Genomic DNA, 26,303 nt, shown 5'->3' on the forward strand with positions numbered 1-26,303 from the left:
TCTGGGGGCGGGAGTTACTCCGCTGCGGCCTCGGCCGGTGCGTCAGTGTCGCTCTTGGCTTCGCGGGCGGCCTGCTTGTTCGCTGCGCGCTGCGCGTCGCGAACCGCGTTCTGCTCCTGCTTGGCCTCGGACTTGCTCTTGAGCGGAGCCACGATCATGACCATGTTGCGACCGTCGATGGTCGGGTTCGACTCGACGGTTCCGAGCTCGGCGACATCCTCGGCGAACTTGCGGAGGAGGCGGACGCCCTGCTCGGGCCGCGACTGCTCGCGACCGCGGAACAGGATCATTGCCTTGACCTTGTCACCGGCCTTGAGGAAGCCCTCGGCGCGCTTGAGCTTGGTCGTGTAGTCGTGCGCCTCGATCTTCAGGCGGAAGCGAACCTCCTTGAGGATGGTGTTCGCCTGGTTGCGGCGAGCTTCCTTCTCCTTCTGGGCGGCTTCGTACTTGAACTTGCCGTAGTCCATGATCTTGACCACGGGCGGCTTCGAGTTCGGTGCGACCTCGACGAGGTCGAGGTCGGCTTCCTGCGCAAGGCGCAGCGCCGCCTCGATGCGGACGACGCCGATCTGCTCACCCGCGGGACCGACGAGGCGGACCTCGGGGACGCGGATGCGCTCATTGGTGCGGGGATCGCTGATGCGTAACTCCTTAGACGATGGGATTCAGCCACCAGGACGCAGTCAGCATCCCGGGCGAAATCAGAATCGTCCCCCACCCACCGGCATTCAGACGCCGGCTCCGCACCCTGCCTGCCGGATGAGTCTGACGACGCGATCCGGTGGAGTGCAAGACCCGGTAGCCTGGAACGGCAAGCGCGGGTGGGAAGTGAATCCTCTTTCGTACCGGAGCATGACGCTCCGGAGCCCGACACAGTCTAACAGAAGGCAAGGCGAAGTGACGAACCAGGCATCGGATGAGGCTGCACGCGAGCGCGACGAGCGCTGGGCACGACAGGAGGAGGCTGCGTCCTCCGCCACTCGGGACATCGCAGATGTGCCTGCGGTCGAGGTCATCACGACCGCGGCCGTGCATCTCATGAGCGCAGGGGCGGTCAAGCTCGGGCTCGCCGACGACCCCCACGCGGCAGAACAGCTCGACCTCGACGAGGCCCGCAAGCTGATCAACGCTCTCGCCGGTCTCATCACCGCCGGAGCGCCCGAGATCAGCGACATGCACGCGCGTTCGCTGCGTGACGGACTCCGCTCGCTGCAGCTCGCGTTCCGCGAGGCCTCGACCATCCCCGACCCGATCGGCAAGGGGCCGGGCGAGAAGTGGACCGGGCCGGTCAACTAGCGACTCCGCACGGCTGGGGCCGGCCGGCGACATCGCCGAGCCGGTCAGGCCGAGCGGCGCAGCTTCACCGTGAGCGAGTCCGCGAGCACGGCGATGCGGTCATCTGCCGCCCACCGCTGCGCGAGACGCGCGAGGACCGAATCGAGCACTCCGCGCTCGAGTCCGTCGACCAGCTCCAGGACGACGATCAGCTCCGGGCCCCGCAGACGGGCATCGGGGTCGCCCGCTGCGACAGCCACGTCGATCACGGCGAGCTCGTGTGCGACGCTCTCCTGCAGGGCGACGAACACCTCGGGAGAGAGGAAACTCGGCTCCCAGCGATGCCCCTGCGCGATCGCCCACACGGCCGGACGACGGAAGACGAACTCCGTGTCGGACGTAGGATCCAGCACGATGAGGTCCGTGTCCTCTGCGGATGCTGCGAGTGCGGCGCGCGTAGCTTCGACCGGGATCGGTCGGGCTGTGGCGTCCCAGCGCTGCATCGCCTCGACGGACGAGAACACCGGCTGCACCCGACGACCGTCCGGCGCGGCGACGGTCACGATGGAGAGCTCCTGCGTCTTGTCGACCGAGAGACCGTTCGGGGCGACGCCCTCCTCTCCCTTCTCGGCGATGAGTGGGATCAGCACCCGGGCCGTGCGGAAGGCGTCCACGACCTCCGTCTGAGCGCCCTCCCCCGCACGGAAGCGCAGAAGGGCGTCGAGAAGCGCGGGGTCGGCGGAGCCATCGTCCGCCGCATGAGGATTCGGCTCGAAGCTGCGCCCCTCCCAGGGCACCCCCGCTGAGTCGCCCTGCTCCGGCGCGCCGTGGCCCTGCGAGCCGTGGCCGCAGGCGTCGTCAGTCTCCTGCGACATCCAGAGCCTCAGCCAGCGTGAAGGCGCCGGCGTAGAGCGCTTTGCCCACGATCGCACCTTCGACGCCCAGCGGCACCAGCTCGCGGAGCGCGGCGATGTCGTCGAGGCTCGAGATGCCCCCGGAAGCCACGACGGGCTTCGGAGTGCGTGCAGTGACCTCGCGGAGAAGCTCGAGGTTCGGGCCCTTGAGGGTTCCGTCCTTGGTGACGTCGGTCACGACGTAACGGCTGCAGCCGGCATCCTCGAGGCGCTCGAGCACCTCCCAGAGGTCGCCGCCCTCCTTCGTCCAGCCGCGCGCGGCAAGCGTCGTGCCGCGGACGTCGAGGCCGACGGCGATCGCCTCGCCGAAGCGGCCGATCACATCGGCGGCCCACTCGGGGTTCTCCAGCGCGGCCGTGCCGAGGTTGATCCGGGTCGCTCCGCTCTCGAGAGCCGCCTCGAGCGTCGCGTCGTCTCGGATGCCTCCCGACAGCTCGACGCTGACGTTCTTGAACTGCTTGATGACCTTGCGCAGGATCGGGGCGTTGCTGCCGCGACCGAAGGCCGCATCGAGGTCGACGAGGTGGATCCACTTCGCGCCCTGCTCGACCCACTCCCCCGCAGCGTCCAGCGGGTCGCCGTAGCTGGTCTCGGTGCCGGCTTCACCCTGGGTGAGACGGACTGCCTTACCCCCGGCGACATCGACGGCGGGAAGCAGAGTGAGAGAAGGTGACTGCGCGAAGTCGTTCATGACATCCTCAGGTGAGATGGATAGCCGATTCACCGGCACGAGAATCGACACTAGCCCGCGCATCCGCCCGCTCCAAAACGATGACGGCTGAGAACATCGTGTGCCACGCGGTAGCCTCGATGACGCCCCTGTTCGGTCGGTGAGGAGATGTTGCATGGTGCGCGATGCGGAAGCGCGAGGAGGCAGACCCCTGCGGCGCGGGAATTCGCTGCCTCCCGAGACTCCGGATGAGAGCGCACAGCTGCCGGTCACGCCAGACGCGGTGCCCGTCGACGAACGGCCCCGGGCGGTGACCGGAGACGAACCATCGATCCCGCCCGTGCCGGGCACACGCGCAGCAGCAGCGGCCGCGTGGGCGGCAGCCTCCGCCGCGACTCCGCCGACCGGCGCTCCACGACCGGCCAGCCCCTCGGCTCCTGTCTCCCGCCCGCCCACAGCACCGGCAGCACCGGCCGCACCGGCCGCACCCTCGACTCCCCGCCCTTCTTCCGCCGCGTGGTCGGAGCCGCCGGCCACCGTCGTTCCGGGCGCCGGCGCCCCTGACGCCACTGCCGCGCCACATCCTGCGCCGAGAACCGCGAACCCGGCTCCGGCCCCGCTCCCGAGCATCCCGCCTGCGACGGCGCCCGTGAGCACCGCACCGCAGAACCAGGCCCCCGGTGTGCCGCCCACCCCGCCGCTGCCACTGTCGACCACCGTGGCTCCGTCGGCTCCGAACGCCGCAGCCGCCGAGTCGGCGTCCTCGGCATCATCGCGTCGCCAGCAGCGTGAGCAAGGCGTGGGACGCCGTTCCTTCCTGCAGGAAGAGCGCCGCGAAGAGCCCGCGCGTCAGGGCGGACGAGGGTTGCTCAATCGCGTCGGATTCTCCCTCGGACCGAACGCCCGCGAGCGAGCCGTCCGCGACGACGAGCACGCGGTGAGCCGTCACTGGCCGGGGCCCCGCACGGTCGCGGTCGTCAACGGCAAAGGCGGGGCAGGCAAGACGCCGGCCACCGTGCTGCTGTCAGCGGTCTTCGCTCAATACGGCGGAGCCGGGGTGCTGGCCTGGGACAACAACCAGACGCGCGGCACGCTCGGCTGGCGCACCGAGACCGGCTCTCATGACCGCACGCTGCTCGAGCTCCTCCCCCAGACGCAGCGTCTGCTGGGAGCTCAGGGACAGTCCGCGGATCTCGCGCACTTCGTGCACCACCAGCCGCAGGAGAAGTACGACGTCCTGCGGTCGAAGCCGATCCGACTCGCGCACGAGAATCGACTCCGTCCCACTGATGTCGACTCCATCCACGCCATCGCGGCCAAGTTCTACCGTCTGATCATCATCGACTCCGGCAACGACGAATCCGACCCCATGTGGTTGCGGATGATCGACCTCGCCGACCAGATCGTCGTCGCGACGACGACGCGGGATGACCACGCCGAGGCCGGTGCTCTGCTGCTGGAGGCGCTCGAGGACCGCGATGAGCGATCGGCGCGGCTTGCCCGAGAGTCAGTGGTCGTCGTCAGCCAGGCGGATCCGAAGGCATCCCCCGCAGAGGTCACGGATGTCATCGCGGGCTACCAGCCCCTCGCGCGCGAAGTCGTCGGCATCCCCTTCGACCGGGAGATGGTCGACGGCCACCTTCGTCTCCGGGCACTCGCGGCGCCGACGCAGCGATCCTGGCTCTCGGCCGCCGCCGCAGTCGCACGCGGTTTCTGAGCGGCGCACCACAGCTGATCACCGATCGCGGCGTCACCTGAGACGCGCTCGACCCATCGGAACGGAGTGTTCTGGTGCGCCCGTCAGGCTCGCAGGCTGTCGACCCAGTTGCGGAGCAGCTGGATTCCGGCCTCCCCCGACTTCTCGGGGTGGAACTGGGTCGCAGAGAGCGGCCCGTTTTCGACGGCGGCGAGAAACGGATCCCCGTACGTCGACCACGTGAGCACCGGCTGCGGGAACGGCGGAATGACGTCGAGCTCCCACGACTGCGCGGCGTACGAGTGGACGAAGTAGAAGCGCTCGTTCTCGATGCCCTTGAAGAGCACGGAATCAGCTCCGGGCTCGACCGTGTTCCATCCCATGTGCGGCAGCACAGGCGCGTTCAGCTCGGTGACAGCGCCGGGCCACTCGCCGAGGCCCTCGGAGTCGTGTCCTCGTTCGACACCATGAGTGAAGAGAACCTGCATCCCCACGCAGATGCCGAGCACGGGGCGCCCTCCTGCGAGGCGGCGGTCGATGATCTCGTCGCCACCGTGCGCGAAGAGCGCATCCCGGACAGCTTGGAATGCACCGACACCGGGCACCACGAGACCGTCCGCCTCGAGCGCCTCTTTGCGATCGCGCGTCAGCACCGCGTCAGCACCCGCTGCGACGAGAGCCTTCACTGCGGAGTGGACGTTGCCGGATTCGTAGTCGAAGACGGCGACCCTGGGTGCCGAACTCACAGCGCGCCCTTCGTCGACGGGATGCCGTCGACCAGCGGATCGAGCGCCTTGGCCTGACGGAATGCCCGAGCGAACGCCTTGTACTCGGCTTCGGCGATGTGGTGGGGATCGCGGCCCCCGAGCACGCGCACGTGCACCGTCAGCCCTGCGTTGAAAGTGATCGCCTCGAAGGAGTGGCGCACCAGCGACCCGGTGAAGTGGCCGCCGATCAGGTGGTGCTCGAAGCCCGCCGGCTCCCCGGTGTGAACGAGGTACGGGCGGCCCGAGATGTCGACGACCGCCTGCGCGAGCGCCTCGTCGAGCGGCACGAGCGCGTCGCCGTAGCGGGAGATACCGGACTTGTCGCCCAGTGCTTCGAGGATCGCCTGGCCGAGCACGATCGAGACGTCTTCCACCGTGTGGTGCGCATCGATGTGGGTGTCGCCCGAAGCGCGGACGGTGAGGTCCGTCAGCGAGTGCTTCGCGAACGCCGTCAGCATGTGATCGAAGAACGGCACCGACGTGTCGATGCGGCTTGCACCGCTGCCGTCGAGGTTCAGTTCCAGCTCGACGGTGGACTCCGATGTGCTGCGCACACGCGTGGCGGTGCGCGGGGTCTGGGCGGGGGTGCTCATGAAGCCGATCCTATCGAGGCGAGAGCATCGAGGAACGCGGTGGTCTCGCCCTCGGTGCCCGCTGTGACGCGGAGGTGACCGGGGATCCCGACGTCGCGGATGAGGACTCCCCGCTCATAGAGCTGCTGCCAGACCTTCGCGGGCTCTGCGACCCCGCCGAACAGGACGAAGTTCGACCAGGATTCGTGCGGCGTGTAGCCGAGGGCTTCGAGCGTCGCAGAGAGGCGGTCGCGCTGCTCGACGATCTCCTCGACCATGCCCAGCATCACGCCGGAGTTCCGCAGTGCAGCCACCGCCGCCGCCTGAGTCAGAGCGCTGAGGTGATAGGGCAGACGCACGAGCCTCAGAGCGTCGATGAACGCAGGATCGGCCGCGAGATAGCCCACGCGCGCACCCGCGAACGCGAACGCCTTGCTCATGGTGCGCGACACCGCGAGACGAGGCCGCCCTTCGAGCAGAGTGAGAGCGGATGCCGCCTCGCGCGGTGCGAACTCCTGGTACGCCTCGTCTACGACCACGACCCCCGTCGATGCCTCGTACACCGCCTCGACCACGTCGAGGCCGAGAGGCGTGCCCGTCGGATTGTTCGGGGAGCACAGGAGGATGACATCGGGGTCGACGTCCCTGACCTGCGCCGCCGCCTCGTCGGGAGTGATCGTGTAGTCGGGCTGCCTGGTGCCCGCCACCCAGCGCGCTCCGGTCCCCTTCGCGATCAGGGGGTACATCGAGTACGTCGGGCTGAAGCTGAACGCGGTACGACCCGGCCCTCCGAAAGCCTGGAGGATGTGCTGCAGGACCTCGTTCGACCCGTTGCCCGCCCAGATCTGCTCGGCCTCGAGCCCGTGGCCGAGATACTCGGCAAAGCCCTCGCGCAGGGTGGTGAACTCGCGGTCGGGGTAACGGTTGACGTCGCGGAGGGCGACCGCGATGTCGTCGAGGATGTCGCTCGCTACGGCGTCCGGAACCGGATGCGTGTTCTCATTGACGTTCAGTGCGATGGGGAGAGGCGCTTGAGGCGCTCCGTACGGCGTGAGCCCCCGGAGGTCGTCGCGAAGCGGCAGGTCGTCGAGTGATGCAGTCACCCTTCCCATGGTAGGCCGCGTTCGCTCTGTGGACGCCCGTGGCGACCGAGTATGAAGCCGACCTCACCCGCGTCGCTCGACCGACCGGCGGCCGCGTGCCTCACTCCGAGTACTGCGCCGGAATCGCGAGCTCCTGACCGATCTGCAGCTCTCCGCCGCGCAGCAGATTGAGACGCGTGATGTCACCGATCACTTCGCGCGGGTCGGCCTCGGGTGCGATGCCCTCTGCGATCGACCAGAGTGTGTCGCCGGGCATCACGGTCACGGTCGCGAACGACGCCGTGGCGACCTGCTCGCCCGACGCCATGGCGCTGCCACCGCTGAGTGCGGCGAATGCGATTCCCGCGGCGAGGGGAACTGCGGCGACGGCGAGCACGACGCGTCGACCACGCGCCGTCAGCCGGAGCCGCGTCGCCGGACGAACCGGAAGGACTGCTGCACTGCTGAAGGTGATGGTGCTCATGTCGTGCTCCTCTGCATCTACCGCGTGGGCGGTGAAGTTGGCGTAGCGTTCGCATCCGCGCCTCGGCCGGGAGCCGTGGATGCGAAGCTACGTTCCGAAGTTATCTTCGAATTCGAACATCTGTCAAGCGTTCTTCGAAACAGATGTGCGGGAATCGACCGACACGCTCGAACAGATCTTCCACTTCGGCGCGATTCTCGGATACGGTTTCGATGAGAACACCCCACCACGGGCCTCCGACATTCGAACTGAGACGCCGGATCGCACACCTGAGGAGCACCATGAGCGACAACTCCGCCACCGAGTCCGAGGCTCCGCGCACTCGCCGCCGGAAGAGCCTCAGCCCCAAGCAGATGGCGATCCTCGAAGTGATCCAGACGTCGATCAGCCGGCATGGGTACCCGCCGAGCATGCGCGAGATCGGCGACGCCGTCGGGCTCAAGTCGTTGTCCAGCGTGACCCATCAGCTGGGTCAGCTCGAGCTCAGCGGCTATCTGCGGCGCGATCCCGGCAAGACCCGCGCGATGGAGGTCCTGATCGACCTTCCCGGAACGAGCGGTGAGAACCCCGCTGACGTGGCGACGCCCGTCGGAGACGCCGCGCTCGTTCCTCTCGTCGGCCGCATCGCCGCCGGCGTCCCGATCACGGCCGACCAGCAGGTCGAGGAGATCTTCCCGCTCCCCCGTCAGCTCGTCGGCAAGGGCGACCTCTTCATGCTCAAGGTGTCGGGCGAGTCGATGATCGACGCCGCGATCTGCGACGGCGACTGGGTCGTCGTCCGTTCGCAGAGCAGCGCTGAGAACGGCGAGATCGTGGCCGCCATGCTCGACGGCGAGGCCACCGTCAAGGTGCTCCGCCGACGCGACGGCCACACCTGGCTGCTCCCCCGGAACTCAGCGTTCGAGCCGATCCTCGGCGACGAATCCGTCATCCTCGGCAAGATCGTCGCGGTGCTCAGGGCCGTCTGAACCCCGTCACCCGGGTCCCGCGAATCGGCCGCACCCGGAAACTCCGGCAATGCCGCCTCGGTCCGCCATGGATGACGCTGCGCGCCGGTGCACCATAGGCTCGAAGCATGTCGTCGCCGTTCGGTACCTGGCCCTCTCCGTTCACTCCCGACCGGATCGCCGCATCCTCTCCGAGGATCGACGGCGCTGCGTTCGTCGGCGATGAGATCTGGTGGGGCGAGTCGGTGCCTTCCGAGGGCGGGCGCCTGACCGTGCGCAGCTCGAGCGGCGCCGAGATCCTTCCCGCACCCTGGAGCGCCCGTTCGCGGGTGCACGAGTACGGGGGCGGAGCGTGGACGGCGGATGCCGACGGCACGCTGTACTTCGTCGACGCCAAGGACCAGCGTGTGCACCGAATGCCACGCGGGGGCGCCCCGGAGCCCCTCACTCCCGCGGGACCGGCACATGGCGGCCTGCGCCTGCAGAACGGTCGGCTGTTCGCCGTCCGGGAGGACCTCTCCGTCGATCCTCACCAGCGCGGAATCGTCGAGATCCCGACCGATGGATCGGCGTCGGACGATCCGGCGCTGCTGCAGCTGCTGGTGCAGGGAGAGTCTTTCTACGCACATCCGGCGCTGTCTCCGGATGGGACTCGCGCCTCGTGGGTCGAGTGGGGCGGTGAAACGATGCCGTGGCAGCACGCCTCGCTGGTGCTCTCCGACGGTCTCGGACGCACGGAACTGGCCACGCGCGCTGCGCTCCAGCCGGAGTGGACGGATGACGGCGAGATCCTGTACGCGGATGACCCCTCTGGTCGGTGGGCGCTGCACCGTCAGCGCGTGGACGGTCTGCACGCGCTCGGTCGCGCAGAGCAGATCCATCACACCGACGCCGACACGGGATACGGACTCTGGGTGCTCGGCAATCGCTGGTACCGGCCTCTCGCAGACGGCCGCATCGTGGCGGTGCGCACGAACGGACGCGACGAGGTGGTCGTCATCGAACGGGACGGCAGCGCCCGCCGCATCCTCGTCCCCGCCGACGGCCATGTCAGCATCGACGATGTCGCGGACTCCCGTGTTCTGCTTTCTGGCAACAGCTCGACGACGACGCCCGGGGTCTGGTGCGTCGACGTAGAATCCGGCGATGTCGAGGTGGTCACGGGAGGGGCTGCGGCGGATCCTGCATGGATGCCCGCAGCATCCGAGTTCCTGGTCGATGGCGCGCACGGCCGCGTCCACGCCTTCGTCTACCCGCCGACGAATCCATCGGAGTCAGCGCCGGAAGGCGAGCTCCCGCCGTACATCGTGCTGGTGCACGGCGGCCCCACCGCCCACGTGACGGGCGCGGCATCAGCAGCCATCGCGTTCTGGACGAGCCGCGGCGTCGGCGTGCTCGACGTCAACTACGGCGGATCCACCGGCTACGGACGCTCGTACCGAGAGCGCCTCGACGGCGGGTGGGGTGTGGTCGACGTCGACGACGTGATCGCCGCCGCGCGGGGCCTCGCCGGCGCAGGACTCGCGGACCCCGATCGCATCGCGATCCGCGGTGGCTCGGCCGGAGGCTGGACGGTGCTCTCGTCGCTGGTGCGGGGCGGGACGTTCGCCGCAGGCATCAGCAGGTACGGCGTGGCCGACCTGCGGATGCTGAGCGAGCACTCGCACGACTTCGAGGCCCACTACGTCGAGGGACTGGTGGGGCCGCTGCCAGAAGCCGAGGCTGTGTATGTCGATCGTTCGCCCCTGACCCACGCCGATCGGATCGACGTGCCGGTGCTGCTGATGCAGGGAGCGGAGGATCGTGTCGTGCCTCCGTCGCAGTCCGAGGCGATCCGCGATGCGCTGGCGCGCCGAGGCGTCGAACACGAGTACGTCCTCTACCCGGGTGAAGGCCACGGCTTCCGCGCGAGCGAGACCATCGGCGACGCCCTCGAGCGGGAGCTGGCGTTTCTCGGACGCGTGTTCGGCTTCACGCCCGCGCGCTGATCACTCGCCGACGCGGTTGCGCAGGCGCATGGCGCGGTCGGCCTCGCGGGTGTCCTGACGCTCCCGCAGCGTCTGACGCTTGTCGTATTCCTTCTTGCCCTTGGCGAGCGCGATCTCGACCTTGGCGCGACCGTCGGAGAAGTACAGCTTGAGTGGAATCAGCGTGTATCCGCCCGCGGACACGGCATGCTGCAGCTTCGCGATCTCCTCGCGGTGCAGCAGCAGCTTGCGGACGCGCTTGGCGGAGTGGTTGGTCCAATGCCCCTGCGAGTACTCCGGAATGTGCACGGAATCGAGGAAGACCTCGTTGCCCTTGACGAATGCATACCCGTCGCTGAGGTTCGCGCGCCCCTGGCGCAACGACTTGACCTCGGTGCCGGTGAGCACCATCCCCGCCTCGTACGACTTCTCGATGTTGTAGTCGTGACGTGCGCGACGATTGGTCGCGATGACCTTCTCCCCGCGTTCCCTGGGCATGATTCTCTCCTGATCCGTGTCGTGCGGTGATTTCAGAGCCCGATCCGGGCGCACGACAGCCTGTCAGTCTATACCGGCGAACCCGTCAGGTGCGAAGCCAGCGCCGGATCGCGAAGCCCGCGGAGAGTGCGGCCAGCACGACGCCGATGCCGATCAGCACCGGGACGACGACGATCGCATCCTGCATCGACACCCAGGTCGTGATGAACGGGACACGTCCTCGGAGGTATCCGTCGACGCCGAAATGCACACCGGCGACGACCGCCGCGCTCGCGAGAGCGGAGCCGAGGAAAGCCGCGAACACGCCCTCCAGCACGAACGGCGTCTGGATGAAGCGGTTGGATGCGCCCACCAGACGCATGATCCCGATCTCCTTGCGCCTGGCGTAGGCGGAGAGCCTGATGGTCGTGCCGATCAGCAGGATCGCAGCGATCAGCATCAGCGTGGCGATGCCCACGGCGATGTACGTCGCGACCGTCAAGGCCGAGAAGAGCGGTTCGAGGTACTGCAACTGGTCCTGCACCTGCTCGACGCCCGCGACGCCGTTGAACGCCTCGGAGATCACCTGCGACTGGCCGGGGTCCTTCATGGTGACGAAGAAGACCTCGAACGCCTGTTCAGGGGTGATCACGCTCGCCTGGTCTTCGCCGAGCTGCTCGACGAGCTTGGCGTAGGTGTCTTCCTTGGAGTCGAAGCTGACCTCGCTGATCAGAGGAGCGAGCGCCTCGCCCTCGAGCTGGGCTCGGACCGCGTCCACCTGCTCTTCCGAGGCTCCCCCATCGACGCAGGTGTCCTGTTCGGAGATGTCGGAGCACATGTACACCGCGACCTGGGCCCGCTCGGTCCAGTAGCCGCGCATGGTGCCGATCTGCGCCTGCATCAGGATCGCGGCGCCGACGAACGTCAGAGACACGAAGGTGACGAGCACGACGGAGATGACCATCGAGATGTTTCGCCGAAGACCCCCGAGGGCCTCTGTGAGGATGAGTCCGATTCTCATGATGTCGGCCCCACTTCCTCGTTGCCCTCGTCGGAGAGGCCGAGGCGGTCGGCCACGCCGAGCTCGGCGACGTCGACCTGCGGCATCACGATGGGATGCGTCCGAGGCGCGGCCGGCGGCTGGACGACGATGGGCTGCTCTTCGGCGACGGGCGGCTCGATCGGCGCTGCCTGGGCCTCCGGGGTCTCGGATGCGGTCGGCACGGCGTCAGCGGATGCTCCCGCGGCCTTGCGCTGCGCACTGAGCTCCTCCGCGAGCGCCGCACGGACGACGGAGAGGTCGGCCGTCTGGCGCTGTACCTCCTGCACGGCGGTCAGGGCGGCGGCAGCTGCGGCACCCCGAACCTCCTCAGGGACGAGGCGCGGGATGTTCGATGTATCGCCGTATCCGCCGTGCACCTCGTCTCGCACCATCTCGCCATCGCGGAGCTCGATCACTCGCCGCTGCATCTGGTCGACGAAGCCTGCCTCATGAGTCGCCATGAGCACGGTCGTACCGCCCGCGTTGATCCGCGCGAGAAGCTGCATGATGTCGACCGACGTCGCCGGATCGAGGTTTCCGGTCGGCTCGTCGGCGAGCAGGACCTGGGGGCGGTTGACGAGCGCTCGAGCGATCGCGACGCGCTGTTGCTCTCCACCGGAGAGCTCGTGCGGCATCCGCTTCTGCTTGCCGTCGAGCCCGACCAGGGCGAGCGCCTCGGGGACGGCCTGCTGGATGAAACCGCGCGACGAGCCCGTCACCTGCAGCGTGAACGCGACGTTCTGGTAGACGGTCTTCGAAGGCAGGAGTCGGAAGTCCTGGAACACGGATCCGATGTGGCGGCGGAAGTACGGCACCTTGCGGTTCGCGAGCGAACGCAGGTCCCGCCCGAGCACGGCGACACGACCGGTCGTCGGCACGTCCTCTCGGAGGATCAGCCGCAGGCAGGACGACTTGCCCGACCCTGAAGCGCCCACGAGGAAGACGAACTCCCCGCGCTGCACTTCGAAGTCGACATCGGACAGAGCGGGCCGTGAGGTCCCGCGATAGCGTTTCGTGACGTTCTCGAACCGAATCATGGCGATTCGAGCCTAAGCGCGCCCGTTCGTCTGCTCGCGAGCGACACCCCGCGGGAGCCCCCTGGGTGTCGCACCGCACTGCTATACATGGAGGTGCCGATCCATGCGATCAGCGTGGACGAGACTCGAGGGGGAACCATGACGACGCCTGCAGGCTGGTACGACGACGGATCCGGACGCCAGCGCTGGTGGGACGGCACCCAGTGGACCGAGCATTTCGCACCGATCGTCGAATCCGCCGAATCCACCGCGGGCGAATCGACCGTCGGTTCGACCGGCGATGAAGCGACGAGCGCCGGTTCCGACTCCGACTCCTCGGAGAGCGCAGTTCATGCCTCATCCGTCGGGGTCCCGGAGTCCGCGGCCGATGCCGAGACCGCCGCGTCGATCGAGTCGGTCGCTGCCGTCGAGAGCCAGTCCTGGAACACTCCCGCGCCGTCCGGCGCCGATTCGGCGGCCCAGTCTCCGGCCGAGGCGCCTGCCGACGGGGTCGTGGATCCTGAGCCCGCATCGTCCTGGTCGGCCTCCCCGGCTTCCGCAGACGAGCCCGGGAACGCGCAGGAGCCCGAGTTCACCGCACCGGGCACCGCGACGCCTGTCGACGACGCCGTGCAGCCGTATGGCGGGGGCACACCCTCGTACCCCGGTGCCGCTGCTCCTGCTCAGCCCCAGGAGTACCCCGTCACCGCCGGCTACCCGGGGTCCGCAGCGCCGAGCTACCCGGGCGCCGCAGCCTACGCGCCCGCCGGACAGCAGTACGGCGCCCCCGCAGGCTACCCGCCCGCCTACGGGGCGACGGCGCCCGCGGCGCCCGCGGCGCCGTCGGGTCCATCGATCCTCGGCCTCGTCGGGCTCGGGCTCGCGGCGCTCGGCACCATCCTGTCGTGCATCCCCGTGATCTTCTGGCTCGGCTGGCTCCTGCTGGGCGTGGGATTCATCGTCTCCCTGATCTCCCTGTTCCTCAAGGGCAAGAAGTGGCCGGGCATCTCCGGCCTCATCCTCGCGGTGATCGGTGCGATCATCGCCGTCGTCATGTTCTTCGTCATCGTCTTCGCGACGGTGTCCGAGGCCGTCCGCGATCTGCCGACCGCACCGCCCTCGAGCGATTCCGACACCGGCACCGAAACGGACCCCGGCACTGATGAGGGCACGGGCACGCCCGAGGTCGCCGAAGGCGAGATGGGCTCCCCCGTGCCGATCACTCAGATGTCCGCCACGAGCGAGGTCACGATCCATTCCGCCACGTGGGCGACGAGCGACGGCTCGAGCATCCCCTCGACCAACGGCGGCTACGTGATCCTCGACGTCACCTTCACCGGCGTCTCGGGCACGAGCTACCTGAGCGCGTTCAACTTCGGCATCGAGACCGCTGAGGGTGTCGAGGGGACCTACGACTACTACGTCGACGGGATCGTGGCGGAAGAACTCGAGCCCGGCGACACGGTCGACGGCAAGATCACCTTCGACGTCGCTCAGAGCGAGTCCTACGACGTGATCTTCACCGACGAGCTCCTGCAGGAGGTCACGCGAATCACCGTCACCCCGTCTGCCGGCTAAACGCGGCGCAGAACGAAACCGGCCGGCGGTGCCGGGCGGTTCGTATCGCAGGTGGGCCCGTGCCACGATGCTTCGACATCCGGCACGGGCCCGCTTCTGTTCCGGTCACGTTCGCCGCGTTGCCGCGTGCAACCGTCGGAGTTCGATCCACTCGGGATGGAGTGTCGAGCGGGCCCGTGCATCGGCGCGGGGGCAGACACGAAAGCGGGCCGCCTCGAGGAGGCTGCCCGCTGAGAGTGGAGCCTTCGCTCAGTCCTCGTCTTTGCGCTTGCGCCAGCGGATGCCCGCCGAGATGAACCCGTCGAGATCGCCATCGAACACGGCGGCCGGGTTGCCCGACTCGTGCCCGGTGCGGAGGTCCTTCACGAGCTGCTGGCCGTAGAGGAAGTATGAGCGCATCTGGTCGCCCCAGCTCGCCGTGATGTTGCCGGCGAGCTCCTTCTTCTTCGCGGCTTCCTCCTCCTTCTGCAGGAGCAGAAGGCGGGTCTGCAGCACGCGCATGGCCGCCGCGCGGTTCTGGATCTGCGACTTCTCGTTCTGCATCGACACGACGATGCCGGTCGGCAGGTGGGTCAGACGCACCGCGGAGTCGGTCGTGTTGACCGACTGGCCACCGGGCCCCGACGAACGGAACACGTCGACGCGGATGTCGTTCTCAGGGATGTCGACCTCGGTCGCCTCCTCCATGAGAGGGATGACCTCGACCGCCGCGAACGACGTCTGACGCTTGTCGGCGGAGCCGAACGGGCTGATGCGCGCGAGGCGGTGCGTGCCGGCCTCGACCGACACAGTGCCGAAGGCGTAGGGTGCGTCGATCTCGAACGTGGCCGACTTGATGCCCGCGCCCTCGGCGTAGGAGGTGTCGAGCACCTTGACGGGATACTTGTGACGCTCGGCCCAACGCAGGTACATGCGCATGAGCATCTCGGCGAAGTCGGTGGCGTCGTCGCCTCCGGCACCCGAGCGGATCGTGATGATCGCGGATCGCTCGTCGTACTCGCCGTCCATCAGCGTCTGGACCTCGAGCTGGTTGATGATGTCGGTGAGCGCGTTGAGCTCGGCGCGAGCCTCGACAGCCGACTCCTCGTCGCCCATCTCGTTCGCGAGGCCGACCAGAACCTCGAGGTCGTCGAGTCGACGACCGATGCCCTCGACCCTGGCGAGCGCCGACTGGCGGTGGCTCAGCGCGCTGGTCACCTTCTGGGCGCGTTCGGGGTCGTCCCAGAGGTCCGGCACGCCGGCTTCCTCACTGAGACGCGCGATGTCGGAGCGGAGGGTCTCAACATCGATGACCTCGCGGATGTCACCGTAGGTGAGTCGCAGGGCCTGGATGTCGGCGGAGAGATCGAGTTCGAGCATGTCGCGTCCAGCCTAACGTGCCGCCTGTGCGGGCGGGTACGGCGTTCGAACGGGAGTAGCGTGAAACGTGTGAGCAGCGCATCCACGGTCCTGAGGCGGTTCGGGCCGATGGTGTACCTCCCGACCGTGCTCTTCTCGCTCGGCGAGGGCGCGGTGATCCCGCTCATTCCGGTGATCGCCGCTCGAATGGGCGCAGATATCGCCTTCGCCGCACTCGTGGCATCCGCGCTCGTGGTCGGCCAGCTCTGCGGAAACCTCCCTGCCGGCTGGGCCGTGGGACGCATCGGCGAGCGCTTCACGATGGTGATCGCCGGCGTGATCGCGATCGGCGCCGGCGTGGGCATGGTCTTCGCCCCCACGCTCGGCGTGCTGGCGGCATCCGTCTTCCTCCTGGGCTTCTGCGCGGCGGCCTTCGGACTCGCCCGTCATGCCTTCATGACGACGAGGGTGCCGATCGCCTTCCGCGCTCGAGCCCTCTCACTGCTCGGCGGGAGCTTCCGCCTCGGGATCTTCATCGGACCCTTCGTCGCGGCCGGACTGCTGCAGCTGTTCGGCTCGGAGTCGGCGGCGATCTGGTTCTTCCTCGGCTGTCTCGTCGTGATGGTGCTGCTCGTGCTGCTCGGTCCCGATCCTGAGAAGACGATCGCGCCGACGACCGCTGTGCGCACCGCGGCGCTCGCGGATGATTCGGGCGAGCCTGTCACGGGCTCGATTCCCACGGCCGCCCGCGCGGGCATCTTCCGCACCATGTGGCAGCAGCGCAGCGTGCTCGGCCGGCTGGGACTCGCCGCGGCATCGCTGTCGGCCGTGCGGTCGGCGCGACAGGTCGTGCTGCCGCTGTGGGGCCTCTCGCTCGGTCTCGACGCCTCGACGATCGCGTTGGTCGTCGGGATCTCAGGGGCGATCGACTTCGCACTGTTCTATGCGAGCGGCCAGGTGATGGACCGGTTCGGACGCCTCTGGGCGGCGATGCCGGCGATGGTGCTGATGGGTGCGGGGTTCCTCGCGCTCTCCTTCACGCATGATCTCGATGCCGCCGTGCTGTGGTTCGGCATGTTCGCCGCCGTGCTCGGGGTCGGCAACGGGCTCTCGAGCGGCATCCTGCTCACGCTCGGGGCCGACGTCGCCCCGAAGAGCGAGCCTGCTGCGTTCCTCGGCTCGTGGCGCACCCTGACGGATGCGGGAGGAGCCGTCGCTCCCCTGATGGTGTCGGCGATCGTGGCGATCGCCTCCCTGCCGGTGGCGGCAGCGGCCATGGGAGTGATCGGCCTCGTCGGTGCGGGCGGGTTCATCCGCTGGATCCCGCGGTTCGTGCCCCGCACGAAACAGGACCCCTCGTGAGCGCTCTCGGCGCCGACGTGCACCGCCTCGTTCTGGGTGCCGCGGTGTATTCCGAGCGCGAGCGCGCGAGCCAGGTCGACTTCGCGCGCTTCTTTCCCGACGATCACGGACCCGTCTCCCGAGACGACGGCCCGCGCCACGCCACGGCGTCGGCGCTCGTGTTCGACCCGTCGCTCACCCGCACGCTGCTGGTCTTCCACGCCAAGGGGCAGTTCTGGGTGCAGCCCGGCGGGCATCTCGAGCCCCACGATACGTCCATCGCGCAGGCCGCTCTGCGTGAGCTGCGGGAGGAGACCGGTGTCGACGTGCCCGCTCTCGTCGAGCCCCTCGTGTGCGACCTCGATCACCACGCCCTTTCATCGGCCTTCGGACGCTGCGCCTCGCACCTCGACATCGGGGTGGCGGTGGTCGTCGGGGACGACGCCGACCTCATCGTGAGCGAGGAGTCGGAGGACGTGCGCTGGTGGCCGATCGAAGGGCTGCCCGCGCAGGTGCCTGATGGATTTCCGGGGCGAGTGCGCCGGCTGCGGGACCGACTGGTGAGCCGACTCTGACGACCTGACGGTCTCGCGTGCTCACGACCTTTCCGCACCGCTGGCTCGCGAAGGCGCGGTCAGGCACGGTCAGCGCAGAGCGGTCCTGCTCGTCCCTGTCGACTCCAGGCGTATCCCTTCGGGAACGAACGGTGACACGAGCGGCGGCCTCCACACGATGGCGACTCTCACCCGCGAGGACTGGCCGTCCGGGCTCGACGCGGACTCCAGAGTCACCGGTGCAGGGAGCGCTGCGAGCAGCGCCTCGGCCTGATCTCGGACGCCCTGATCGGTGAGATCGGCGCGCGCAGTCCCATCGTCGACTGCCAGCGTGAATCCGTCCGCTCCGGCGAGCGCTGCTCCGTCGGCGATGGCATCGAGTCTCCGCTGCGAGATGTAGAGGTCGGTCGCGCACACGGTCACGAAGATGAGGGCGAGTGCGAGCAGCGCGTAGCCGAGAGTCATGAGCAGCACGCTTCCGTCGTCGTCTGCCCGCCTCATCCGCCGCCCCACAGACGGGAGATCTTCTGCACCGCCGAACCCTCGACTCCGATCGATGCGGTCTCGTCCAGTCCGAGGATCGGCGGGATGAGCGGCAGTGCGACCGACGTCGCGACCACGACGGTCACTGTCGCCCCCGCGGACGGACACGCCACCTCGATCGGCGTACAGGTCACGGACACGTCGATCGATTCGGTATCGATGCCGTACTGCTCAGAGATGCTCGCGAGGACTCGTTCGCTCCGGATGGCGGCCGCGGCGGCATCCGGAGCGAGCGCGATCGCTCGCGCGGTATGGCGTGCCGCGGCCTCGACTCCCAGCGCCTGCTCCTGGATGGCCCCGAGCGCGATGATGAGATACACGAGCGGCACGAGCAGGATGACGCCGACGGCGATGAACTCGAGGGCCGCTGACCCGTCGTCATCCATCATCGAAGGACTCCTCCGGTGCATGCGCCTGCACCTCCAGCGCGAAGGGCACGCCGAGGAGCCCGATCAGCGGAAGCGTCGTGCGGATGCGAACCTCGATAGTCGGCTGAGCGAGCGACATCGAGCGAACGACCGTCACATCTTCGGCGTATGCCTCGCCGACTGCGCGAATGATGCCCTGCCGTGCCCGCTCGGCCCCCTCCTCTGGGCTCGTGTCTGCCAGAGCGGCGTAATAGGCACCGTCGATCGCCGCATCGTGCACGACGTTACGCACGTAGACGGCGAGCGCGAGCTGAATCACACCGAGGGTGAGGAGAGTGAGCAGCGTGCCCACGAGCACGAACTCGACCGGGCTCGATCCGCGGTGGTCCGCGAGGGAGATTCGTACAGATGCATCAGGCATCGGGAACGCCAGTCAGAGCCCCGACACACGCTGGATGGCCTGCTCGAACAGCGCACTGAGCGCGGGGCCGGCGACCGCCCAGATCACCACGACAAGTCCGGCCGTCATCAATGTGACCAGCACCCATCCTGGAACGTCTCCGGATTCGTCGTCGACGAGATCCTGGAGAAGATCGTGAGGGCGCGAGGTCGCGAAGCGCGCCCTCCCGAGCTGAGAAGTGTTCATGTCGTCCTTTCGTGATCGCTCAGCCGATGCCGAGTCGCAGAATGAAGAGGCCCGGGTAGATGGCGAAGAGCACCGAGAGCGGGAGGATCAGGAACACCAGTGGCAGGAGCATCAGAATCTCCTTGCGACCGGCCTGTTCGATGAGGATCCGTTTGGCGTCTTCGCGCGCGTCGCCGGCTTGCGCGTGCAGAACGGCAGCGAGCGGGGCGCCGTGCTCGAGCGCGGCGATCACCTGGTCGATCGCGCGGGAGAGGCCCGGAAGCTGCAGTCGAACGCCCATCTCGGCGAGGGCGTCAGCGAGAGGTGATCCCGTGCCAACGGCGAGTACCACGCGTCCGAACTCACCGGTGAGTTCTCCGGAGCCGATTGCGGCGACCCGCCGCAGCGAGTCGAGGAAGCCCTCACCCGCCGACAGACAGAGAGCGAGGAATTCGAGCGTCGTCGGCAGTTCGTCGGTCAATCGAGCTCGACGGGACGAGACTCGCGCCGTCAGTTGCATGTCGTATCCGAACCCCGCAGCGGCACCCAGGATGCCGGGTAGCAAGGCGATCGGCGGAGACATCCGTCCCGCGATGGCGAGGACGATGACAGCGATCGCGCCGGTCACGATGCCTGCGAGCACCCAGCCGAGCTGGCGCCCGCGGAAAGCGCCCTGCTCCAGGCTGAGCCCGGCCTGCTGGATACGGCGGCTCAGCGCTTCGCCACCGCCGAGCAGACGCTCGAAGGCCGTCAGCGATCGGAGCCAGACCGTCCTGTCCCCTGCGGAGAGCACTCCGACCCGTGGGAGTGCTCCGTCAGGCAGGTCGCCATCCGGAACGACGTCCCGTACGTATGGTGCGATCCGCAGCGCCAGCGACGATGCCGACCAGTGCGGCAGTGCGGCGAGGATGCAGAGCACGCCAGATCCGAGCGCGACACCGCCGAGAACCGCGACCGCCACCGCGGAGACGGGATTCATCCGAACCACCTCCCCGGCTCGGGCAGGCGCCCGATGTGGATCATGACGCGGTACGCGATCACCGATACGGCAGCCCCGAGGCAGATCACCAGCATGCCCTCCGCTGTGCCGTAAGCGGCAGCTCCCTCGGGGCGCAGCACGAGCAGACCGAGGATCACCCAGGGCGCGACAGCCCCGAGCACGGCCGCGCCGCGAATCCAGGACTGCCGAGCTTCGACCTCACCTCGGAGCACGGCGTCTGCACGAACCGATGACGACAGCGCGCGCAGAACGCCGCTGAGCTCGGTTCCGCCGACCTGTCTCGCCATGCGCAGCGTTTCGATGATCCGGTCGGCGATGGGGTCGGCCAGCGCGGACTTCAGCCGATCGAGGCTGGTGTCGAATCGGCCGGTGGCACGCAGATCCTTGGCGAAGACCACGAAGGCGGGCCGGATCATAGAAGGCGAGGACTCGGCCAGGCTCGCGACGGCGTCGGGCAACGACAGTCCGACCCGAATGGAAGCGATCAGAAGATCGCAGACGTCGGGCCAGAGCTGTCGCCGCAGCTTGCGCAGCCGCATGCGGCGGGAGCGTACGAAGACGATCGGCGATACAGCGGCGGTCGCGCCCGCAAGGCCGACGAGGACCGGAATGGCTGTGAGGAGCCAGACGAGAGAGGCCGCGGCGAGCGCGACCGTCGCCATCACCACAAGGAGCGTGCGCGGACTGACGGATCCGAAGCCGCCCTCTTCGAGCAGTCGAGACAGATACCCGCGGCGCCTGATTGTCTCTTCCTCCGGACGGGGAGGCCACAGCCATGGCGACGCGCACAGCAGCACGCCGGCGGCGAACATCGCGCCGAGCAGCACCGTCACCGAGTGCCTCCTGCACGATGCCGCTCGCCGCGTCGCCATGCGGTCCCGTCTGAGACGGTCGGCACGCCGTCCCGGGTGCGCCCGCCGCCCCGGGTCAGCACGCCGTCCCGGGTGTAGACCTCTCGCGAGACGATCCGCCCGTCTCTCACCTCTCCCGTCGGCGCTATGACCTCGTGCACCCGCCGGACTCCATCGTCACCGCGCACGCAGTGCACGACGAGATCGACCGCTCCCGCGAGCGCGGGCACGATGAACGAACGATCTATGTTCCGCCCCGCGAGCAACGGCAGCAGGGTGAGCTTGTCGAGCGCCTCTGCAGCGGAGTTCGCGTGCACGGTCGCTGCTCCCGGCACACCGGTGTTCAGGGCGAGGACGAGGTCGAGCGCCTCCGCGTCTCTGACCTCGCCCACCACCAGACGATCGGGCCGCATCCTGAGCGCCTCTTTCACCAGTCTCCGGAGTGTGATCTCTCCCGTTCCCTCAAGACTCGCCTGACGCCCCTGCAACGAGACGACATCGGGTCCCTGCACAGCGAGCTCGAAGGTCTCCTCGACTGTGATGATCCGCTGGCGGTCGGAGCACGACGCGAGCAGCGCACCGAGGAAGGTGGTCTTGCCCGCGTGGGTGGCGCCCGACACGACGACGCTCTTGCCCGCGAGCATCGCCTGGCGCAGTGCGTCGCCGAGCTCTGCGGGCAGAGCACCGTGCTCGACCAGCGCGTCGAGGGTGCGGAAGCGGGGCAAGAATTTCCGGATGTTGACCGACCAGGATCCGCGGACCACATCTGCGATGGCGACGTGCAGGCGCGACCCATCGGGAAGGGATGCATCCACGAACGGCTGACTGATGTCGACACGGCGGCCGGTGGACTGCAGCATCCGCTCGACGAGGTCGCGCAGAGCCGAATCGGTGAGACGCAGCTCGATGTGTTCGGCGACTCCGCCTCGCGCGATGTGGATGCTCTCGGGTCCGTTGAGCCAGATCTCCTCGATCTCCGGGTCGTCGAGCAGCGACTGCAATGCGCCGAAGCCGCTCACTGCTGCGAGCACGTCGCGCACGCATGCGGCTTCGTCGTCGATCATCACCGCACCGCGCGCGAGCGCCAGATCGTTGAACTTGCGCACCTCCGCCAGCGTGACGGTGCGCGCCGCCGCCGAGTCGAAGGTCGGATCAGTGCCCTCAGCGCGGAGTCGCTGCCGAACGCGCTCTGCGACGAGGACGGACGGCTGGATCACCCGAGCATCCTCGCAAGGATCGAACCCCGCCCGTCGGAGTTATCCACAGCAACAGGGCGCGGTCTGCGGGCGGATCCCCAGCAACGCACGATCCCCCGATCAGTAGACTTATCTCACCGCGCGGGAGTGGTGGAATTGGCAGACACGCAGGATTTAGGTTCCTGTGCCCTAGGGCGTGTGGGTTCAAGTCCCACCTTCCGCACCGATCTGTCGCATCCCCACGCGACCGACGACCTGACCGCCGCACAGCGCACGACGACGGGAATTCCATGCATCACGCCGCTCTCATCCCCTGGCTCGACCCCGCCACCATCATCGGATCGGCCGGGCCGTGGGCGCTTCTCGTGGTGTGCTTCATCGTCTTCGCCGAGACGGGTCTGCTGGTGGGGTTCCTGCTCCCCGGCGACACGCTGCTCGTGATCTCGGGGCTGCTGTCGCACCCGCTCGCGGGTTCGGAGCACGGGGTCTTCGGCATCAACGTGTGGATCGTGGCCCTGCTCATCGGCCTCTCGGCATTCGTCGGCGGTGAAGTCGGTTATCTCATCGGTCACAAGGGCGGACCAGCTGTCTTCGAGCGCAAGGAATCGGGGCTCTTCAGCAAGAAGAACGTCGAGCGGACGAACGCCTTCTTCGAGCGCTTCGGGGGCATCACCGTCATCCTCGCCCGATTCGTGCCGATCGTGCGCACCTTCGCGCCGGTCGCGGCCGGTGTGGGCCACATGCCGTGGCGCCGCTACACGCTGTACAACCTGATCGGCGCGATCCTCTGGGGCTTCGGTCTGACCATGTTCGGCTACGCCATCGGGTTCATTCCGCCGGTCGCGCACTTCGTCGAGAGCTACATCGACCTGATCCTGCTCGCCGCAGTCGGCGGCACGGCGCTGATCACCGTCTGGCACTACTTCTCAGAGCGTCACAAGGCCAAGAAGGAGGCGGCGGCCGGCGAGGGAGAGACCGACGCCGCCGAGGCCGAAGAGCTCGCCCTCGACCGTGAGGTCTTCGACCGCGCTCCCGACTTCGACGGCGACGGCAAGCACTGATCTCGAACGACTGAGAAAGGCGGGCTGAGGACTCAGCCCGCCTTCTTCTTGCTCGGGTTCTTCTTGGAGCTCGCCTTCTCGTCTGACGACTCCGATCGCGCGGCCTTCGTGCGAGCGACGCTGGCACGCAGCGCCTCCATCAGGTCGATGACCTCGCCACTCTTGGCATCGCCTTCGCCGTCGGCCTCACCGAACGTCTCCGAGACGTCGAATGTGTCGCCCGCCTCGATCTTCGCGTCGATCAGCGTGCGCAGCTCCTTCTGATACTCGTCGACGAACGACTCGGGGTCGAAGTCCGCCGAGTAGCTGTCGACGAGGGATGCCGAGAGCTCGAGCTCCTTCTTCGAGATCCGCACGTCCTCGTCCAGCGCCGGGAACGCCGCCTCGCGCACCTCATCGGCCCACAGCAGCGTCTGCAGCACGAGCACCTTGCCACGCACACGCAGCGCAGCGAGGCGGGTCTTCTGACGGAGCGTGAACCGCACGATCGCCGTGCGGTCGGTCTGCTCGAGGGTCCTGCGCAACAGCACGTACGCCTTGGGCGACTTCGAGTCGGGCTCGAGGTAATACGGCTTGTCGAGGGTCAGCAGATCGACCTGGTCGGAGGGCACGAACTCGACGACGTCGATCTCGCGGCTCTTCTCCGCGGGGAGTGCCGCCAGGTCGTCCTTGGTGAGAACGACCGTCTGCCCCTCGTCGACGTAGGCGCGGTCGATGTCGGCGTAGGCCACGGTCTCGCCGCACACCTCGCAGGTGCGCTGATACCGGATGCGCCCGCCGTCCTTCTCATGCACCTGATGCAGCGGCACATCGTGGTCCTCGGTGGCGGAGTACACCTTGACCGGCACGTTCACGAGGCCGAAGGTGAGCGCGCCCTTCCAGATCGTTCTCATGACCCCAGTGAACACCAGCCGCCCGGGTGGGGGCCAGTACCTTGACTACGCTGGCGCTATGGCTCCGGAGGCGCAGAACGTGCAGATCGACGGCCGTCGGCTGCGCATCACCAACCTCGACAAGGTCGTCTACCCCGAGACCGGCACCACCAAGGGCGAGATCATCGCCTATTACACGGCGATCGCGCCCCATATCCTCCCCCTCCTCGAGGGTCGCCCGGTCACCCGCAAGCGCTGGGTCGAGGGGGTGGGAACTGCCGGCGCCCCCGCCGATTCCTTCTTCACCAAGCAGCTGGAGCCCGGCGCGCCGAGTTGGATCCCGCGGCACGAGATCCAGCATTCCGACGGCCCGAAAGAGTATCCGCTCGTCGACGACGTGCCGACTCTGGTCTGGCTTGCGCAGGTCGCAGCGATCGAGCTTCATGTGCCCCAGTGGCGCTTCGCTCCGAATGGACTGCCCGGCATGCCCGACCGCCTCGTGCTGGACCTCGACCCTGGCCCCGGCGTCGGACTCGCGCAGTGCGCCGAGGTCGCCCGCATCGCCCGCGCCCTGCTGACCGACATCGGCCTCGACCCGGTGCCCGTCACCAGTGGCAGTAAGGGCATCCACCTGTACGCCGCTCTTCCCGGTCAGCAGACCAGCGACGAGATCTCCGCCGTCGTGAAGGAGATCGCCCGACTCATCGAGACCGAGCATCCCGACCTCGCCACCAGCACCATGGCGAAGGCTGCCCGCGGAGGCAAGGTCTTCCTCGATTGGAGTCAGAACAACGGCAAGAAGACGACCATCTCCCCGTATTCGATGCGCGGCCGCGCGCAGCCGTGGGTGGCCGCTCCCCGCACCTGGGACGAGCTCGACGACCCCGACCTGGCGCAGCTCGACTTCGCGACCGTGCTGGAGCGCGCGGGATCCGGGATCGATCCGATCGCGCCGCTGCGCACCGGACACCCCCCCGAGGGCCCGCGCCGAGTCGAGGCGAAGTCGGAGCAGGACCCCACCGCGAGAGCCGCGCGACCAGCCACCGCGCGTCACCGACAGCGCATCTCCGGGGCACCGAGCGCCTCCACACCAGGCTCCCCCGCATCCGTCTCCCCCATGCTCGCCGAGAACGGCACCCCGGCCATCGCCCGCAGCCTCAGCTCCCCCTCGTGGGTCGAGGTGAAGTGGGACGGCATCCGCGCGATCGGTACCTGGGCCGATGGACGGATGCTGCTGCATGCCCGCAGCGGCACGGACATCACCGCCCGCTATCCCGAGCTCACGGCTGACGGAGCACCCTTCCTGCCGGTGGCCGACGCGATCATCGACGGCGAGATCGTGGCGTTCGACCCGCACGGCCGGCCGAGCTTCTCGATGCTGCAGAACCGCATGCACCTGACTCGGCCCCGCGAGATCGAGCGCGAGGTCGTGCGCACCCCGATCGTCTACATGGCCTTCGATCTGCTGCGCCTCGACGGCCATGACCTCAGCTCGATGCCGCTCTCGCAGCGACGCACCCTGCTCGAAGACGTGATCTCCGACCTCGATGCGCCGGTGCAGGTGCCGCCCGTGTTCGACGACCTCGACGCGGCCCTCGCTGCGAGCGACGAGTTCGGCCTCGAAGGTGTCGTCGTGAAGGATCCGGCGTCGCGCTATCGCCCGGGTCAGCGCTCGCCGTCGTGGCTCAAGCTCAAGCACACGCGGATGCAGGAGGTCGTCATCGTCGGCATCCGCCCCGGCAAGGGCGACCGGGAGGGGACGTTCGGCTCACTGCTGCTCGCTGTTCCCGACGACGGCCGACTGAGGTACGTCGGCCGCGTGGGCACCGGATTCACCGATCGTATGCTGCGCGACCTGCTGGCCCGCCTCGCGACCCTGCGCGTCGAGTCTGCGCCGCTCGACGGGGTCCCGGCCCTCGATGCCTCGGATGCTCTGTGGGTCGAGCCGGAGCTCGTGGGCGAAGTCGAGTTCGCGAACTGGACTCCCGACGGAGTGCTCCGCCATTCGCGTTGGCGAGGGCTGCGCCCCGACAAGACACCCGCAGAGGTCGTCGTCGAAGCCTGACA

General features: G+C 68.2%; 28 protein-coding genes and 1 tRNA gene. 10 read left to right on the top strand and 19 right to left on the bottom strand.

All coding sequences use genetic code 11. From position 1 onward, the window contains the following. Nucleotides 1-14: 14 nt before the first annotated feature. Entirely contained in the window at nt 15-665 is a 651-nt protein-coding gene (infC, locus tag ACZ0AA_RS06870; protein WP_079113185.1) for a translation initiation factor IF-3, read from the bottom strand. 232 nt (nt 666-897) lie between these two features. On the opposite strand from infC, the gene ACZ0AA_RS06875 reads away from it, so the two are divergent. Beyond that, nucleotides 898-1,296, top strand: coding sequence for a DUF1844 domain-containing protein (locus ACZ0AA_RS06875; RefSeq protein WP_463512492.1), 399 nt, complete (start codon nt 898-900; stop codon nt 1,294-1,296). A 44-nt stretch (nt 1,297-1,340) separates the two neighbouring features. Here ACZ0AA_RS06875 and ACZ0AA_RS06880 read toward each other — a convergent pair whose 3' ends face one another. Together ACZ0AA_RS06880 and priA are read right to left on the bottom strand one after the other, a co-directional pair. Continuing rightward, nucleotides 1,341-2,150, bottom strand: a complete 810-nt coding sequence (locus tag ACZ0AA_RS06880; RefSeq protein ID WP_400864891.1) for an SseB family protein — start codon at nt 2,148-2,150, stop codon at nt 1,341-1,343. Further along, nucleotides 2,134-2,880, bottom strand: coding sequence for a bifunctional 1-(5-phosphoribosyl)-5-((5-phosphoribosylamino)methylideneamino)imidazole-4-carboxamide isomerase/phosphoribosylanthranilate isomerase PriA (gene priA / locus ACZ0AA_RS06885; RefSeq protein ID WP_400864894.1), 747 nt, complete (start codon nt 2,878-2,880; stop codon nt 2,134-2,136). The genes ACZ0AA_RS06880 and priA overlap by 17 nt, the downstream gene beginning before the upstream one ends. A 628-nt stretch (nt 2,881-3,508) precedes the next feature. Between priA and ACZ0AA_RS06890 the strand changes: the two genes are divergently transcribed. Then, nucleotides 3,509-4,576 (top strand): MinD/ParA family ATP-binding protein, encoded by a 1,068-nt coding sequence (locus ACZ0AA_RS06890; protein WP_400864897.1) that lies wholly within the window; start codon nt 3,509-3,511, stop codon nt 4,574-4,576. Between the two features lie 83 nt (nt 4,577-4,659). Here ACZ0AA_RS06890 and hisH read toward each other — a convergent pair whose 3' ends face one another. The 4 genes from hisH to ACZ0AA_RS06910 all read right to left on the bottom strand — a co-directional run bounded on the left by hisH (nt 4,660) and on the right by ACZ0AA_RS06910 (nt 7,460). After that, the gene (gene hisH / locus ACZ0AA_RS06895; protein WP_400864900.1) at nt 4,660-5,301 is read right to left on the bottom strand and encodes an imidazole glycerol phosphate synthase subunit HisH; all 642 of its coding nucleotides are present in this window, start codon (nt 5,299-5,301) and stop codon (nt 4,660-4,662) included. Continuing rightward, nucleotides 5,298-5,915: an imidazoleglycerol-phosphate dehydratase HisB gene (gene hisB / locus ACZ0AA_RS06900; RefSeq protein WP_463512493.1), complete on the bottom strand. Its 618-nt coding sequence runs from the start codon at nt 5,913-5,915 to the stop codon at nt 5,298-5,300. Before hisB ends, hisH begins: the two co-directional genes overlap by 4 nt. Continuing rightward, nucleotides 5,912-7,006 (bottom strand): histidinol-phosphate transaminase, encoded by a 1,095-nt coding sequence (locus ACZ0AA_RS06905; protein ID WP_463512494.1) that lies wholly within the window; start codon nt 7,004-7,006, stop codon nt 5,912-5,914. The genes hisB and ACZ0AA_RS06905 overlap by 4 nt, the downstream gene beginning before the upstream one ends. A 91-nt stretch (nt 7,007-7,097) precedes the next feature. After that, complete coding sequence (locus ACZ0AA_RS06910) at nt 7,098-7,460, bottom strand: LysM peptidoglycan-binding domain-containing protein (RefSeq protein WP_463512495.1); 363 nt, start codon at nt 7,458-7,460, stop codon at nt 7,098-7,100. Nucleotides 7,461-7,741: 281 nt separating this feature from the next. Here ACZ0AA_RS06910 and lexA point away from each other — a divergent pair, with 281 nt between their 5' ends. Continuing rightward, nucleotides 7,742-8,428: a transcriptional repressor LexA gene (gene lexA / locus ACZ0AA_RS06915; protein ID WP_400864912.1), complete on the top strand. Its 687-nt coding sequence runs from the start codon at nt 7,742-7,744 to the stop codon at nt 8,426-8,428. Nucleotides 8,429-8,535: 107 nt separating this feature from the next. Beyond that, nucleotides 8,536-10,395 carry an alpha/beta hydrolase family protein gene (locus tag ACZ0AA_RS06920; RefSeq protein ID WP_463512496.1) on the top strand — a complete coding sequence of 620 codons (1,860 nt, stop codon included), beginning with the start codon at nt 8,536-8,538 and terminating at the stop codon, nt 10,393-10,395. Here the strand turns inward: ACZ0AA_RS06920 and smpB are convergent, their stop codons facing one another. The 3 genes from smpB to ftsE form a co-directional block, all read right to left on the bottom strand. Beyond that, on the bottom strand, nt 10,396-10,872 hold the full coding sequence (gene smpB, locus ACZ0AA_RS06925; RefSeq protein WP_042536531.1) for an SsrA-binding protein SmpB: 477 nt from the start codon (nt 10,870-10,872) through the stop codon (nt 10,396-10,398). An 85-nt stretch (nt 10,873-10,957) separates the two neighbouring features. Continuing rightward, entirely contained in the window at nt 10,958-11,872 is a 915-nt protein-coding gene (ftsX, locus tag ACZ0AA_RS06930; RefSeq protein WP_400864918.1) for a permease-like cell division protein FtsX, read from the bottom strand. Continuing rightward, on the bottom strand, nt 11,869-12,930 hold the full coding sequence (ftsE, locus tag ACZ0AA_RS06935) for a cell division ATP-binding protein FtsE (RefSeq protein ID WP_400864921.1): 1,062 nt from the start codon (nt 12,928-12,930) through the stop codon (nt 11,869-11,871). The genes ftsX and ftsE overlap by 4 nt, the downstream gene beginning before the upstream one ends. Before the next feature lie 138 nt (nt 12,931-13,068). Here ftsE and ACZ0AA_RS06940 point away from each other — a divergent pair, with 138 nt between their 5' ends. Beyond that, a complete protein-coding gene (locus tag ACZ0AA_RS06940; protein WP_463512497.1) occupies nt 13,069-14,487 on the top strand; it encodes a DUF2510 domain-containing protein in 1,419 nt (472 codons plus the stop codon). A 249-nt stretch (nt 14,488-14,736) separates the two neighbouring features. Here the strand turns inward: ACZ0AA_RS06940 and prfB are convergent, their stop codons facing one another. After that, nucleotides 14,737-15,846 carry a peptide chain release factor 2 gene (prfB, locus tag ACZ0AA_RS06945; protein ID WP_400864927.1) on the bottom strand — a complete coding sequence of 370 codons (1,110 nt, stop codon included), beginning with the start codon at nt 15,844-15,846 and terminating at the stop codon, nt 14,737-14,739. A gap of 108 nt (nt 15,847-15,954) precedes the next feature. On the opposite strand from prfB, the gene ACZ0AA_RS06950 reads away from it, so the two are divergent. Together ACZ0AA_RS06950 and ACZ0AA_RS06955 are read left to right on the top strand one after the other, a co-directional pair. Next, a complete protein-coding gene (locus tag ACZ0AA_RS06950; RefSeq protein ID WP_463513831.1) occupies nt 15,955-17,187 on the top strand; it encodes an MFS transporter in 1,233 nt (410 codons plus the stop codon). Continuing rightward, on the top strand, nt 17,184-17,741 hold the full coding sequence (locus ACZ0AA_RS06955; RefSeq protein WP_463512498.1) for an NUDIX hydrolase: 558 nt from the start codon (nt 17,184-17,186) through the stop codon (nt 17,739-17,741). The genes ACZ0AA_RS06950 and ACZ0AA_RS06955 overlap by 4 nt, the downstream gene beginning before the upstream one ends. Nucleotides 17,742-17,810: 69 nt before the next feature. Here the strand turns inward: ACZ0AA_RS06955 and ACZ0AA_RS06960 are convergent, their stop codons facing one another. Genes ACZ0AA_RS06960 through ACZ0AA_RS06990 form a run of 7 tightly spaced genes read right to left on the bottom strand, consistent with a single transcriptional unit; the run spans nt 17,811 to nt 22,324 of the window. Beyond that, the gene (locus ACZ0AA_RS06960) at nt 17,811-18,221 is read right to left on the bottom strand and encodes a hypothetical protein (RefSeq protein WP_463512499.1); all 411 of its coding nucleotides are present in this window, start codon (nt 18,219-18,221) and stop codon (nt 17,811-17,813) included. Beyond that, nucleotides 18,218-18,652 (bottom strand): TadE family protein, encoded by a 435-nt coding sequence (locus ACZ0AA_RS06965; RefSeq protein ID WP_463512500.1) that lies wholly within the window; start codon nt 18,650-18,652, stop codon nt 18,218-18,220. The genes ACZ0AA_RS06960 and ACZ0AA_RS06965 overlap by 4 nt, the downstream gene beginning before the upstream one ends. Next, on the bottom strand, nt 18,642-19,052 hold the full coding sequence (locus ACZ0AA_RS06970) for a TadE/TadG family type IV pilus assembly protein (RefSeq protein WP_463512501.1): 411 nt from the start codon (nt 19,050-19,052) through the stop codon (nt 18,642-18,644). Before ACZ0AA_RS06970 ends, ACZ0AA_RS06965 begins: the two co-directional genes overlap by 11 nt. A 12-nt stretch (nt 19,053-19,064) precedes the next feature. Beyond that, on the bottom strand, nt 19,065-19,277 hold the full coding sequence (locus tag ACZ0AA_RS06975; RefSeq protein ID WP_463512502.1) for a hypothetical protein: 213 nt from the start codon (nt 19,275-19,277) through the stop codon (nt 19,065-19,067). A 19-nt stretch (nt 19,278-19,296) separates the two neighbouring features. Then, on the bottom strand, nt 19,297-20,235 hold the full coding sequence (locus ACZ0AA_RS06980) for a type II secretion system F family protein (RefSeq protein ID WP_463512503.1): 939 nt from the start codon (nt 20,233-20,235) through the stop codon (nt 19,297-19,299). Then, nucleotides 20,232-21,089 (bottom strand): type II secretion system F family protein, encoded by an 858-nt coding sequence (locus ACZ0AA_RS06985; RefSeq protein ID WP_463512504.1) that lies wholly within the window; start codon nt 21,087-21,089, stop codon nt 20,232-20,234. Before ACZ0AA_RS06985 ends, ACZ0AA_RS06980 begins: the two co-directional genes overlap by 4 nt. Beyond that, the gene (locus ACZ0AA_RS06990; protein WP_463512505.1) at nt 21,086-22,324 is read right to left on the bottom strand and encodes a CpaF family protein; all 1,239 of its coding nucleotides are present in this window, start codon (nt 22,322-22,324) and stop codon (nt 21,086-21,088) included. Before ACZ0AA_RS06990 ends, ACZ0AA_RS06985 begins: the two co-directional genes overlap by 4 nt. A 120-nt stretch (nt 22,325-22,444) precedes the next feature. Between ACZ0AA_RS06990 and ACZ0AA_RS06995 the strand changes: the two genes are divergently transcribed. Further along, nucleotides 22,445-22,526, top strand: a tRNA-Leu gene (locus tag ACZ0AA_RS06995). Between the two features lie 67 nt (nt 22,527-22,593). After that, on the top strand, nt 22,594-23,364 hold the full coding sequence (locus tag ACZ0AA_RS07000) for a DedA family protein (protein ID WP_400864954.1): 771 nt from the start codon (nt 22,594-22,596) through the stop codon (nt 23,362-23,364). A 32-nt stretch (nt 23,365-23,396) separates the two neighbouring features. On the opposite strand, the gene ku is transcribed toward ACZ0AA_RS07000, so the two are convergent. Next, nucleotides 23,397-24,257, bottom strand: a complete 861-nt coding sequence (ku, locus tag ACZ0AA_RS07005) for a non-homologous end joining protein Ku (protein ID WP_463512506.1) — start codon at nt 24,255-24,257, stop codon at nt 23,397-23,399. Between the two features lie 58 nt (nt 24,258-24,315). Here ku and ligD point away from each other — a divergent pair, with 58 nt between their 5' ends. After that, the gene (gene ligD / locus ACZ0AA_RS07010) at nt 24,316-26,301 is read left to right on the top strand and encodes a non-homologous end-joining DNA ligase (protein ID WP_463512507.1); all 1,986 of its coding nucleotides are present in this window, start codon (nt 24,316-24,318) and stop codon (nt 26,299-26,301) included. Nucleotides 26,302-26,303 lie beyond the last annotated feature (2 nt).

The organism is Microbacterium sp. AC035 (assembly GCF_979258485.1).